We start from the raw sequence: 13,263 nt of genomic DNA, 5'->3' as shown, positions 1-13,263 counted from the left end.
TGAGTGGCGAAACCCCAAATTCCTGTGTAAGGTGAAATGACAGGGTAGAGAAATTAACAAAAACAATGACTTTCTATCCCAAGGAGGAGCCTATGATTACTCATATCAGCCCTGCAGGCAGCATGGACTTGTTGTCTCAGATTGAAGTAGAACGTCTAAAAAAAACCGCCTCCAGTGAGCTTTACCAGCTCTACAGGAATTGTAGCCTTGCGGTTCTCAACTCCGGTAGCCATACCGATAACTCTGAAGAACTACTTAACAAATATAAATCTTTCGACGTAAGCGTGATGCGTCGCGAACGTGGTATTAAGCTAGAGCTCAACAACCCGCCCGATCATGCATTCGTTGACGGCACTATTATTACCGGCATTCAAGAGCATCTTTTTTCGGTGTTGAGAGACATTGTTTATGTCAACATGCACCTCGCTGATAACCAAAGACTCAACCTAACTAACGCTACTCACATCACCAACTTAGTGTTCGGTATATTGCGTAACGCGGGCGCACTCCACCCGGGAATAGACCCAAATCTTGTTGTTTGCTGGGGCGGTCACTCCATAAACCCTATCGAATATCAATATACTCGAGAGGTTGGGCATGAGCTTGGGTTAAGAGAGCTGAACATTTGTACGGGCTGTGGCCCCGGTGCAATGGAAGGACCAATGAAAGGGGCAGCCATAGGGCACGCAAAACAGCGTTACGACGAACAACGCTACATTGGGTTAACTGAACCATCCATTATTGCGGCAGAACCACCTAACCCAATTGTGAATGAACTCATCATCATGCCAGACATCGAAAAACGCTTAGAAGCGTTTGTACGAATGGCACACGGTATTGTTATTTTCCCAGGCGGCGCTGGCACTGCTGAAGAGCTTTTATACATTCTTGGTATTATGCTTCACCCAGACAATGTCGATCAGCCGATGCCCATTGTATTGACGGGTCCTAAAGAAAGTGAGGCTTACTTCCGCTCCATCGATAAATTCATCGGGGATACGCTGGGAGAAGAAGCGCAGAGCCGGTATAACATTGTGATTGGCGATCCTGAAAAGGCGGCTAAAATCATCAAAGAATCCATGCCAACAGTACGCGAGCATCGCAAAGAAACAGGCGATGCATACAGCTACAATTGGTCTTTAAAAATTGAACCTGAATTCCAGCTCCCCTTTGAGCCAACACACGACAACATGGCCAATTTGGATCTTCACCTAAATCAAAAACCTGAAGTATTGGCTGCTAAATTGCGTCAGGCATTCTCGGGAATTGTTGCTGGTAATGTGAAAGCGGAAGGCATCAGGGAAATCAAACGAAAAGGACCTTTCATTATCGATGGCGACCCCGAGCTAATGAAAAAAATGGATCGGCTACTCAGCGATTTTGTTGAACAACAGAGAATGAAACTACCGGGCTCGGAATACATTCCTTGCTACAAGATTGCACTGTCGGATCAATAGGTGCTGCCTGATCGATGGAGACATCCCGATTCTGGTCATCAGGTTTTTATTCACATACTCTTTTTATTCACATACGGTTTTTATTTACATACACTAAGGGGCATTACGCCCCTTTTTCTTTAGAATTCAAAAATGTCGATTCATCTAGTCATCATTGATGCTCTGAACCTTATTCGTCGCGTGCATTCGGCGCAACCTGATCCAACAGACATCTCACGGACCATAGAAACTACTGGTCGAACATTGAATCGAATTTTGTCGGAATCGACCCCAACGCATATTATTGCGGTCTTCGATCATCATGAACAAGATAGAGGTTGGCGAGCTGAAGTGCTCCCCTCTTATAAAGAAAATCGAAAACCCATGCCTGAACCACTATTGAAGGGTTTAGATGCTATCCAAGATGCATGGTGGAAACTCGGCATCGATTCATTACTATCCGATGGTGATGAAGCTGATGATTTGGTCGCAACATTGGCCTGTAAAGTCGCAAGCCATGGTGAAAAAGTCACCATAGTATCGACTGACAAAGGCTACTGCCAGTTACTCTCACCTACCCTTCAAATTCGAGATTATTTTCAGCACCGCTGGCTTGATGCTCCGTTTATTGAAAAAGAGTTTGGTGTAAAACCAGAACAACTCGCCGATTATTGGGGGTTGGCGGGAGTGAGTTCTAGCCAAGTACCTGGTATTCCAGGTGTTGGCCCTAAAGCGGCGAAAGAAATACTTACCGCTTATCCTGATATCGAAAGCGCTTATGCGTCTGACGATTTACCAGCCAAGTACCGTAAAAAATTCGACGAACACATCGAATCCGCAAGAGCGTGCAAAAAGATTTCAGCATTAAAAATAGACATGGAGCTCGGCTTCAACTTGCAAGATATTCGATATTCAGGGCCTAACCAACCGTAATATTTTCTCTCAGCAACTACACTAACGCTCTATGTTCAATAAACGTGTTGTGAAATCCTTTGCACTCACAACACCAATACAATATTGGGCTTACCTTACAAGATGCTGATTATTCTAGAATCAGCTTCACAACGTTATTGATAAATATCATTATTTTTATATCTCCCAATAAGGAGAAAAATAATGAAAAGAATCATCTTACTTACCTTAACGACGTTAATGTCGCTCCCAGCTCTCTCTGCAACCTGTGCCAAGCATCTGGATGTAGGAATCCCTTCAGGTCAATCAGACCAAATATTGTGTCGAGATGGCTACGCCGTAGGGTATAACTACACGACAAAAAATGCAGATTGGGTTGCTTATCACATCACCGCAGACAGCGTGAATTTAAAGTTCAAACGAAAGAGTAGTTTCTTCAAAGAAGATCCAGATCTGCCACAACACGCCCGCTCCACTCTCGCAGATTACCGTGGTACTGGCTACGACCGAGGTCACCTCGCCCCTTCCGCAACCATGGACTTTACGCTCCAATCCATTAAACAGAGCTTTTATATGAGTAACATGTCTCCTCAGCTTCCCACATTTAATCGCGCGGGTTGGCGAATATTGGAAGAACATGTTCGGGATTTGGCAAACGAATACAACGAGCTGTACGTGGTAACAGGGCCTATTTATCAAGGAAATGAAAGCAGTATAGGGGATGGCGTAACGATACCCAGTGCTTTTTATAAAGTGATTCTGGATCCGCAATTTAACGAAGCCATCGCATTTATCGTCCCACATAGAAAAGTTTCAGGGGATGAACTTGTCAATTTCATTACAACGATTGACGATGTAGAACAACAAACCGGATTGGATTTTTTCTCTGTCACTCCAAACTCTACCGAAGATGAAATGGAGTCAGTAGATTGGCCCGATATGTGGCCAACTAGCCAGTAATAATTGGATTCTGTTGGTCCTAGAAAGAAGCAATAAAAAACGCTCCAATTGGAGCGTTTTCTGACTAATAAGCCTTGTACTGTCTTTCCGCTTCTTTAACGAAGTGGGGCGATAACTTAGTTAACTTACATAACCTAGATAGCTTAGTGAGGCGATATGTTCGACAAACATTGAATGTGAACCGTGATCTCTTCTCTATCATGGTAAAGATGCTTGGCTTGAAGCTTAAATTTCACTTTATTGTCGATTAGAAAAACTTTTAGGTTCTCGATATCTTGAAGAACTTCATCGTATCGACCTTTCATTGGCAACTTAAGGTTAAAGATGGTTTCTTTTGCCCAACCTTTTATTAGCCACTCTCCCATCAGTTGAGCAACACGCGATGGTTTTTCAATCATGTCACACACTAACCACGTCACGTTCTTACGTGGTGGTTCAAATTTAAACCCATCTTCCATATGGTGTTTAACCTGCCCCGTATCCATCAAGCTTTGCGCCATCATGCCATTATCAATCGCATGAACAAACATAGAGCGCTTCACAAGTTGATATGTCCAACCACCAGGACAAGCCCCCAAATCGGTCGCCCACATACCAGAAGCTAAACGTGTGTCCCATTCCTCTTTAGGAATGAAAACATGGAATGCCTCTTCCAATTTCAATGTGGAACGGCTTGGTGCATCAGATGGGAATTTAAGACGAGGAATCCCCATAAAGAATTTTGAGTTATTGTCGGATATGGAATAGCCAACAAAACAGTGACCCGGTGCGACAAAGCACGCATGTAATACCGGTTTTTTGGGGTTGTCTTTATTGTAAAGAACGCCTTTACCACGTAGGGCTTGCCTTAATGGTACGGTAAACTTGCGGCAAAATTTCAGAAGCTCTTTTGCTTCATTGGTGTCTGGTGTTTCCACTCGAAGATCGCCACAACGTGGAAATGCCTCTATCTCGGATAGCCCTTCAAGAATGGGCGAAATTCGGTCATCCTGTGGTAACTCTTTACATTCTGCTGCAACAGCGAAAATCTGGCGCGCAAATATCAATGAGTTAAAGTCCAGCTCCTGAGCCAGTTTCGCACCATCGCCTTCCTGGTAGCACTCGAACAACACATACCCTGTGTTTTTTTGTACTCTCGGGAAACCGTACACTTCTAATTGAGTAGCACGATCCTGGATCTCACCTGCACACTCTTTTTCGAAACCTTGGCGGCAGTAGAGCATTAAGTGTTTCACGACTTCACCTCTTTCATTCTAAACGCAGCAATAGTGAAGCAAACCCAACCAACAATAAACATTAAGCCACCAAATGGAGTAATAGGTCCAAACCATTTGATTCCCGTTAATGCAAGCGCATAAAGGCTGCCACTAAAACAAAGGATGCCGATAATAAAGCAAATCGCCGCATTTCGCAGTCCTTTTTCTACTTTCTCACCAACTTTTATCTGCATCAAAATACCAATCAAGACCAACGCCAATGTGTGGATGAATTGGTATTGCACTCCAGTATCAAATACCCCAATTAGATATTCAGACAGCATCGCCTTTAAGCCATGCGCTGCAAATGCACCCAACATCACAGCAGTCGCGCCAAAGACACCAGCGATCATTAAAACATGCTTACTTTTCACTGCTCCCCCTTAACTTCACAACAGCCTCTTATAAAGCTCACCAAATGTTCAATGGCTAAATCGATATTGCCTTCTTGTGTATGACCAGAGCTTTTTCTGGGTTTGAAGCTGTGGTCACCGTCGGGAATAAACTGAAGCTCTACTGCATCAGAAAAATGAAATTCGGCGCACTCTTCTTTTTTCCCAAACGTGTCTCTATCACCCTGAAGGATAAGGCATGGTTTATTGATTTGAGCAAGATGATCACCTTTGAATTTCTCTGGTTTCCCTGGTGGATGAAAAGGGAAACCAAGGCAAGCAATACCTTGAATGTGTGGAGATTCGGATAACAAGCTCGCCATACGTCCCCCCATCGATTTCCCACCTATGACCAAGCTCCCACCAGCGTATCGCTCAATCATCTCTTCAAAGGCTTCGAGTAACTTTGGTGCGCGATCGGGTGGACGCTTTTTTCCATCTTCCGAGCGCTTTACCATGTAAGGAAAGTTGAAACGAACAACACGAATACCATATTCTGCAATACCTTCCGCTACCCGACTCATAAAATCATGATCCATTCCTGCACCGGCACCATGGGCAAAAAGAAACGTCTGCGCACCTTCACCATTTACAATTACTTGGGTCATTAAATAAAATCCTCTTGCTCTTTTGCCGCTTTTGCCAGCATCCAATCTCTGAAGGTGGCTATTCGCCCTGTATCCGCCTGTTGCTCATGGCACACTACATAAAAAGCATTTTTGCTGATCAACACCTCATCAAATGGACAGACTAATCGTCCTGCATCAATTTCTGGTTGAGCAAGAACATTGTTTCCCAACGCGACACCCTGTCCGTGGACTGCTGCCTGCAATACCATGGTTGAGTGGCTGAAGATCGGACCATGATTAACATTTACCCCCTCAATTTCATGAACGCGAGTAAATTGTTTCCAATCTTTTCTGGATGTATCGTGCAATAACGTATGCTGTTTCAAATCCCCAAGAGATTCTAATGGTTTTGTACCGAGCAACAACTGAGGCGAACATACAGGAACCAAACATTCTTGATACAGTTTGTCTGCTCGAAGACCCGACCAATTACCTCGCCCATAATAAATGGCAACATCCACATCATCAGTGAGAGAGCCTTCATCCATATCCACAGCTTTAATGCGAACATCAATGTCTGGTTCTTGTGCATTAAAATCCGCAAGTCTTGGAACGAGCCATTGAATGGCGAAGCTTGGGGGTAAGCTAATGGTTAACGCCCCTTTTTCACTACGCTCAAGCACTTTATCGGTCGCTTCAGAAAGTGAAGTAAAAACGTCTTTGATATCGAGGAAGTAGCTTTGCCCTTCTTCAGTTAAGAGCAAAGATCGGTTACGACGACGGAATAATTTCAACCCAAGATAGTCTTCTAGGGTTTTGATCTGATGACTAACGGCTGCCTGTGTAACAAACAATTCTTCAGCAGCTCGTGTAAAACTCAGGTGTCTGGCTGCAGCTTCAAAGACACGAAGAGAATTTAATGGGGGAAGGCGTCTGGACATGATTCACCAATTTAGACTTAGCATTAGTTTTTTTTATCCGAAACATTATAAATTGTCGATTGCCGATGAGCCAGAGAAAATCTATATTTCGTCTCGTAACGCTAAGCCTGAACGGCTTGATTATCTATGATAATCAATTGGTTTGGTTGTTGCGATGTTGTGTTTGCATAAACTCGAAATTCGAGTTGGTAGAGTTATCTACCATAGTGTCTTAGCGTTCAGCGCAAAGACCATACTTCCTGTATTATTTTGACCTGTCTGTCAATTTTTCAGCACCGCCTATATGGCGGTGTTTTTTTATCGGTAAAAAGTCTATAAAAGTGTGCGATCCAGCGCCGCTTTCCAACCTGCATACCAATCTTCAGCTTTCTCTGCTCCTACTTTCGGATAAAAAGATTGAACTGGATGATCAAGCGCTTTCAAGCTTTCATGGTTTTCCCACCATCCTATCGCTTGGCCAGCGAGAAAGGCAGCACCAATGGCAGACACTTCTGCATCCATGTTACGAATAACAGGCTTTTGAATCAGATTACTTAAAAACTGCATTAGCCACGCATTAGCGGTCGGCCCCCCATCTACCATCACTTTATTCACTTGTTGATTCGTATCTTGTTCGATAGCATCCAAAATATCTTTTACTTGATACGCGATTGACTCTAGACCCGCTCGAAGTAGCTGATATTTGGTTGTACTGATATCTATCCCAGAAAACGTGGCCTTCACATCGGTTCGCCAGTGTGGTGCTCCAAGCCCTGATAGCGCAGGCACAAAATAGACACCACCATTAGATGGTGCTGTTACTTCGATGTTATTCAACGAATCTTGAGGAATGTCACCAATGATTGAGCAAACCCAATCTAAAGCAGATCCTGAATGAGTGATGTTTCCTTCTAACGCTTGGCAAACGCCATAGTTATCTGCCCAAGCGATGGTTTTGGTGAGACCATGTTCCGGCTTTTTACTGATATTGGTTACGGACATAAGTGAGGATCCAGTACCAAAGGTTGCCTTTACATCCCCTTCTTCAAACCCTTTATGCCCATATAATGCTGCGTGTGAATCACCAATCATTGATGCAATGGAAATACCATTAGGAAATCCGTCAACATTAAGCGTTTCTCCATGAATACAGGAAGATGGGTTCACTTTAGGTAACAATGAGGCAGGCACCTCGAATATGTCCAACAACGCTTGGTCCCATTCTTGAGTATTGAGATTGAATAGCTGGGTTCGCGACGCATTTGAACTGTCTGTCGCGAATTCCTTATTACCAGTCAATTTCCACAGTAACCACGTGTCTACAGTGCCCACACAATAATGCCCAGCCTGTGCATTTTCAAAACCATTGGGGATATTTTTTAATAGCCAGTTGATCTTAGCTGCGGGGAAAAGAGGGTCAATCATCAACCCAGTTTTCTCAATCAATAATGATTCAATATTACTTTCTTTAAGCGATTGGCAAAATGGTACAGAGCGTCGACACTGCCAAGAAATAAGTGGCGTAACTGCCTCTCCGGACTCACGATCCCAAATAATCACCGATTCGCGTTGATTGCTAATCGCAATCGCAGCAATGGCTTCTGGAGAGGAATATTGAGTACAAGATTGCAGCAGAGAAACTACAGCCTCCCATATCGCCCGTGGATCCTGTTCCGACCAATCCGCTTGTGGGTGAGAAACACTGAGCGCACGCGAATCCTTAAAAACAATTTCCCCCTTCTGATTGACGAGCAGTGCTTTTGCATTGGTTGTGCCTTCATCAATGGCAAGAATGTACTTTTCCATGTCACCCCGCTTTTAAGAATCAATCAGGTTTTTAACTAGAGTATAGATTGAGTCAGCATCTATCCCGTGATGCGCACGCATATCTTCCCGATTGGCAGCAATGGCATATTCGCCATCGTTGATACCTAATCGTATTAACCGTGCACTTGAGCCATGCTCAGCCAGAGTCTCTGATACTAATGCTCCGACCCCACCATTTACATTGTGTTCCTCTACTGAAATCACAAATGACGTCTGACCGATGGCTTCAATCAGTTCAGCTTTATTGAGAGGACGGATGGAAGACAAACTGATCACATTGATATTGATACCTTCCGATATCAATCGTTCAGAAGCTTCATAAGCTTCATGCACAGTGGAACCTAACGCAATCAATGACACCCTTTCACCGTGTTTCAATACGTCTACTTTTCCGGGTATAAACCGATAGTCTTCATTGTGAAGCGTTGGAAGAGGCTTGCCATCCATTCGAATATAGACCGGTCCGACTTTGTTCATTGCATACTGAATGATTTGTTCACACTCAATAGGATCACTCGGTGCAAAAATTTCTAACCGACCAAATCCGCGCATAACAGATATATCGTCAATGGAATGGTGTGTACTTGCCAGAGGTCCGTAACTGGCACCTGAGTTAAGCCCAAACATCTTTACATTGGTATCGTTGTAACAAACATCTATTTTAATTTGTTCATTTGCCCGAGAAACCAGAAAAGGTGCTGCGTTACACGTGACGACCACTTTCCCCCCAAGTGCCAACCCTGCGGCAGTACTCACAAGTGCTTGTTCAGCAATACCCACGTTGATGACTCTCTCAGGGTATGCCGACATAAATGGGGAAATTTTTGATGTGGATGTTGAGTCCGCAACAACGGCAATCAGATCAACACCATTTTCGACCGCTTGCGTGAATTGCTCGATCATGACATTCGCTAAATGTTTCTTTTCCATAATCATGCCTCCAACTCTGCTAACGCGAGCTCAATCTCGTCACCTTTTGGTACCCGGTGATGCCATTCCGCTGCATCCTGAATAAAACTGATCCCATACCCTTTCAAGGTATGCGCAATAATGACGTGAGGTTTTCCATTGTCGTAATCTACTTTAGAAAACGCATTCAGACATTCCTCAGCGTCATTACCATTGCAATCAGACACGTCCCAGTTAAACGCTTTCCATTTATCTTCAAGCGGGTCTGTAGGCATAATTTCACTTGTGCGACCCGCTAACTGGAGCTTGTTGTGATCGATGATCACAATCAGGTTATCCAACTTGTATTTTGCTGCGACTAACGCTGCTTCATAAATACTGCCTTCCGCAAGTTCACCATCACCACACACAACAAACACTTTACGTTTACTGCCAGATAGCTTTGCGGCCAATGCAATCCCCACTGCAACAGGTAACCCATGCCCCAAAGCACCGGTATTGAGTTCAACACCCGGTGTTTTTTGTCTAACTGGATGTCCCGGTAGCATAGAGTCACAATGTTGATATGTGTCCAGTGCCTGCTCAGGAATAAATCCGGCTTCTGCCAAAATGCAATAATAGCCACCTACAGCATGCCCTTTCCCCTGAATATAAATATCCCTATCTGGGTCATTGACTCGTTCAGGAGACACGTTAAGTACATTGAAATAAAGGCTGGTCACAATTTCCACCTGAGACAAATCAGCGCCAGTATGTCCGCCAGCAGGGCTATTTGCATTGAGCAGGATAATTCGTCGCCTGATTAGCCGAGCCTTCTCCTTAATCTGTTCAGCATTAAGCTGATACATGTTCATGACTCACTCCTTCTATTGAAATTCCATATTCAGCTTTAAATATATATTCATAACAAAATAAATATCAACAAGGTTTTTTCACTCATCCTTTAATCAATACTTAGAAAGGCCTATTCACTTCTTACTAATCAAAGACTTACTAATTGCAAAATATTTAAAAAATCAACAATCAAAATCATTAACTTATATTTCAATAAGTTAAATAAGACTGAGTGATAGTGATCAAAATTTAACCACAAAAAACTGTTGCTCATACAAACATCAATACAATATATATTCATTACAAATTATTTATTCAAAGGATACCCGAATGACTCGCTATGATGTAAACCTGAGATACGGAGTAGACAATTCTTTTTCACTTGAAGGAAAAGTGATGGCAGTTACTGGAGGGTTAGGTGGTATCGCCATGGCAACTAATCGTATCTATCTGGAAAAAGGTGCCAAAGTTGCAGTGATCTACCCACCTTTTGAGCGGGATCGCGTCTCTGAAGTAAGCGAGGAACTCAATGCCATCGCGGCGGACTCGGTGTCATTTCATTGTTGCGATATCACTCAAAGTGATCAGGTGGATGAAACCTTCGAACAAATACTAGAAGTGCATGGCAAGTTAGACGGTCTGGTTAACTGTGCGGGCTATGTAATGTTACAGCCAGCATTAGAAGTCACCATTAACGAATGGCAGAAACAAATAGATGTGAACCTGACTGGCTCATTCTTATGCGCAAAAGCCGCAGCCAATATATTTATCCATAATGAATCTGGTGGAAAAATCATCAATATCGCATCACAAGCAGCCACGATAGCCATAGAAAGTCATGTTGCATATACCTCCGCAAAAGCGGGACTGATAGGAATGACGAAGGTGCTGGCATTGGAGTGGGCTAAGCACAACATTAATGTGAACACTATCTCACCGACTGTCGTGCTGACGCCTATGGGTGAAAAGGCTTGGCAAGGAGAGAAAGGCGAGCTCATGAAACAGAAAATTCCAATGGGTCGTTTCGCCTACACCGACGAAATTGCTGCTGCCATTCTATTTTTCTCAAGCAATGGTAGTGACATGATCACTGGTGAGGATTTGATGATAGATGGCGGATTCACCATCTATTAATTAGCAACGAAAGTAAAACCAAAGGTTCAGAATAAAACGCGTTTTTAGGACAGTAAGTTAGAGAGAACTCTAACTCATCAAGAAGACCAAAATTACCTAGTATTAAAAGAAGGAACGAAAAACATTATGGACATATCGGAGGTAAACGTGGGTCGCGCTAAAGTGAATATTCCCATTCAGCAGAGAATCATGTCGAACCCGGCATTTGGACCTTTCATCGGATTGGTTTTGATTTGTATCGGTTTCGCATTCTCTTCAGAGTATTTTTTCACCCTGAGAAATGCACTCAATATCCTCGACCAGATCACCGTATTAGGTATTCTGGCAATAGGTATGACTGCCGTCATCATTATTGGTGGCATTGATTTATCTGTCGGCTCAATTCTCGCCCTCTCCATGATGACGATGGGTTTCCTAGAACGTCACCTTGGCTTGCCCATCGAGTTGTCGATTCTTCTAGGTGTATTAGCTGGCGGATTATGCGGATTAGCATCAGGGCTTCTGATTTCCGTCGCCAAGCTTCCAGCTTTTATCGCCACTTTGGCCATGATGTCTATCGCTCGCGGTATCGCCAACATCCTAACCGATGGCCGCCAGGTTGTCGGTTATCCCGACTGGTTTACAGGCTTATCTACAATTCGCTACTTCGAAGTGTTCACTATCACAATGGGCATTTTTATTCTTCTTACATTGATCGCAGGGCTCTATCTCAAATATCGCGCTAATGGCAGAAATCTTTACGCTATCGGCGGCAATGAAGAGGTCGCGAGGTTAGCAGGAATAAATGTGCACAAGCAAACCATCTTGGTCTACGTCGCTTCAGGGCTGTTGGCTGGTATTGCAGCAATGACATTAGCTGCAAGGCTAGACTCTTCCCAACCCAGCGCTGGTATTGCGTATGAACTCGATACTATTGCCGCTGTTGTGATTGGCGGAGCAAGTCTCAAAGGAGGACGCGGAGCCATCATAGGTACTGTTGTGGGCGTGTTGATTATTGGGGTGCTGAGAAACGGGCTAAACCTACTGGGCATCTCACCTTTCTTTCAACAAGTAGTCATCGGCATCGTTATAGCGATAGCGGTCGCTTTCGACACACTTGGCAGAAAGTCCTCTTAAACCCAAACCCTTGCAACTGTTGCGAGGTAAGTAATGACAACAAGGAGAGTTACATGTTTAAGCAAGTGAAACAATGGCTGCAAGGTGCAGTGATATTATCCGCCACTTTGGTTGCAAATGCTGCATGGGCAGAAACAACCATAGGGTTAGCAGTTGCCAACCTTCAGGCTGATTTTTTTAACCAGATCAAACAATCTGTCGAAGCAGAAGGTAAGCGAGTTGGAGCCAAGGTGATTGTAGTAGATGCTCGCGGAGATTCTGCGACCCAAGTGAGCCAGATTCAAGATCTGATCACTCGTAAAGTGGATGCCATCATTTACATCCCAGCTGGTGCAACGGCAGCAAGTGTACCTGTAAAGGCTGCACGCAACGCGGGTATTCCTGTTGTCACAGTCGATAGAAATCCAGAAAGTGCACCAGGTGATACTTTTATCGCAACTGATAGTGTTGCTGCTGCCAAAGTGTTGGGTGAATACGTTGCTAAAATCACTGGTGGAAAAGGTCGCATTGGAGTAGTTCAAGGTCAGATTGGTACAACGCCTGAAATCGACCGTAATCGCGGGTTCAACGAAGCCATCGCCGAGCACCCAGATCTGAACGTTGTAACTAAACAAGCCAGCAAAGCGTGGATGCAAGACGAAGGTTTCTCCATCGCACAAGACATGCTGCAGCGCGATCCCAATATCACGGTTTTCTTTGGTCGAGCTGATGCGTTAGCACTGGGTGCAGCACAAGCAGTTAAAGTGGCTAATCTAGATCATGACGTGGTTGTCGTTGGATTCGACGGAGATGCTGCAGGATTAGAAGCAGTTAAGAAAGGCATTCTTGCAGCTACAATGACTCAACAAACTCAATTCATGGGTCGCTTAGCTGTCCGCTCTGCACTTGACTTGAAAGACGGTCTATACGTGCCAAAAACTCAGTTACAAGGTGCTACGTTAACCGTAAAAGAAAACGTTGATCAATTCATCAAAGTTCACCCTTAATAAAAGGCAGGA

At 44.0% G+C, this 13,263-nt stretch carries 13 protein-coding genes; 6 read left to right on the top strand and 7 right to left on the bottom strand.

Going from position 1 to position 13,263, the window contains the following annotated elements:
* Nucleotides 1–92 precede the first annotated feature (92 nt).
* The 3 genes from ppnN to VPNCDNU1_RS20055 all read left to right on the top strand — a co-directional run bounded on the left by ppnN (nt 93) and on the right by VPNCDNU1_RS20055 (nt 3,308).
* Nucleotides 93–1,457: a nucleotide 5'-monophosphate nucleosidase PpnN gene (gene ppnN / locus VPNCDNU1_RS20065; RefSeq protein ID WP_104401979.1), complete on the top strand. Its 1,365-nt coding sequence runs from the start codon at nt 93–95 to the stop codon at nt 1,455–1,457.
* A gap of 132 nt (nt 1,458–1,589) precedes the next feature.
* Entirely contained in the window at nt 1,590–2,369 is a 780-nt protein-coding gene (xni, locus tag VPNCDNU1_RS20060; protein WP_104401978.1) for a flap endonuclease Xni, read from the top strand.
* A gap of 183 nt (nt 2,370–2,552) precedes the next feature.
* Nucleotides 2,553–3,308: a DNA/RNA non-specific endonuclease gene (locus tag VPNCDNU1_RS20055; protein WP_104401977.1), complete on the top strand. Its 756-nt coding sequence runs from the start codon at nt 2,553–2,555 to the stop codon at nt 3,306–3,308.
* Nucleotides 3,309–3,451: 143 nt separating this feature from the next.
* On the opposite strand, the gene rlmM is transcribed toward VPNCDNU1_RS20055, so the two are convergent.
* The 7 genes from rlmM to VPNCDNU1_RS20020 form a co-directional block, all read right to left on the bottom strand.
* The gene (rlmM, locus tag VPNCDNU1_RS20050; RefSeq protein WP_104401976.1) at nt 3,452–4,543 is read right to left on the bottom strand and encodes a 23S rRNA (cytidine(2498)-2'-O)-methyltransferase RlmM; all 1,092 of its coding nucleotides are present in this window, start codon (nt 4,541–4,543) and stop codon (nt 3,452–3,454) included.
* Nucleotides 4,540–4,938, bottom strand: a complete 399-nt coding sequence (locus tag VPNCDNU1_RS20045) for a DUF423 domain-containing protein (protein WP_104401975.1) — start codon at nt 4,936–4,938, stop codon at nt 4,540–4,542. Before VPNCDNU1_RS20045 ends, rlmM begins: the two co-directional genes overlap by 4 nt.
* A complete protein-coding gene (locus VPNCDNU1_RS20040; RefSeq protein ID WP_104401974.1) occupies nt 4,935–5,564 on the bottom strand; it encodes an alpha/beta family hydrolase in 630 nt (209 codons plus the stop codon). Before VPNCDNU1_RS20040 ends, VPNCDNU1_RS20045 begins: the two co-directional genes overlap by 4 nt.
* The gene (locus tag VPNCDNU1_RS20035; RefSeq protein ID WP_104401973.1) at nt 5,564–6,466 is read right to left on the bottom strand and encodes a transcriptional regulator GcvA; all 903 of its coding nucleotides are present in this window, start codon (nt 6,464–6,466) and stop codon (nt 5,564–5,566) included. Before VPNCDNU1_RS20035 ends, VPNCDNU1_RS20040 begins: the two co-directional genes overlap by 1 nt.
* A 312-nt stretch (nt 6,467–6,778) precedes the next feature.
* Complete coding sequence (locus VPNCDNU1_RS20030; RefSeq protein ID WP_104401972.1) at nt 6,779–8,251, bottom strand: FGGY family carbohydrate kinase; 1,473 nt, start codon at nt 8,249–8,251, stop codon at nt 6,779–6,781.
* 12 nt (nt 8,252–8,263) lie between these two features.
* Nucleotides 8,264–9,202 (bottom strand): transketolase family protein, encoded by a 939-nt coding sequence (locus tag VPNCDNU1_RS20025; RefSeq protein ID WP_201797141.1) that lies wholly within the window; start codon nt 9,200–9,202, stop codon nt 8,264–8,266.
* A 2-nt stretch (nt 9,203–9,204) separates the two neighbouring features.
* On the bottom strand, nt 9,205–10,035 hold the full coding sequence (locus tag VPNCDNU1_RS20020) for a transketolase (RefSeq protein WP_104401971.1): 831 nt from the start codon (nt 10,033–10,035) through the stop codon (nt 9,205–9,207).
* 310 nt (nt 10,036–10,345) lie between these two features.
* Between VPNCDNU1_RS20020 and VPNCDNU1_RS20015 the strand changes: the two genes are divergently transcribed.
* From VPNCDNU1_RS20015 to VPNCDNU1_RS20005, 3 genes are all read left to right on the top strand, one after another.
* Nucleotides 10,346–11,149 carry a GolD/DthD family dehydrogenase gene (locus VPNCDNU1_RS20015; protein ID WP_104401970.1) on the top strand — a complete coding sequence of 268 codons (804 nt, stop codon included), beginning with the start codon at nt 10,346–10,348 and terminating at the stop codon, nt 11,147–11,149.
* 126 nt (nt 11,150–11,275) lie between these two features.
* Nucleotides 11,276–12,265 carry an ABC transporter permease gene (locus tag VPNCDNU1_RS20010; RefSeq protein ID WP_104401969.1) on the top strand — a complete coding sequence of 330 codons (990 nt, stop codon included), beginning with the start codon at nt 11,276–11,278 and terminating at the stop codon, nt 12,263–12,265.
* Nucleotides 12,266–12,318: 53 nt separating this feature from the next.
* Nucleotides 12,319–13,251 carry a sugar ABC transporter substrate-binding protein gene (locus VPNCDNU1_RS20005; RefSeq protein ID WP_104401968.1) on the top strand — a complete coding sequence of 311 codons (933 nt, stop codon included), beginning with the start codon at nt 12,319–12,321 and terminating at the stop codon, nt 13,249–13,251.
* The last annotated feature ends 12 nt before the right edge of the window (nt 13,252–13,263 follow it).

Origin of the sequence: Vibrio penaeicida (genome assembly GCF_002933855.1) — a bacterium.
In the GTDB taxonomy this organism is placed as follows: Bacteria; Pseudomonadota; Gammaproteobacteria; order Enterobacterales; family Vibrionaceae; genus Vibrio; species Vibrio penaeicida_A.
Note: the sequence above shows the minus strand (reverse complement) of the source record. Positions and strands in the feature narration are given on the sequence as shown.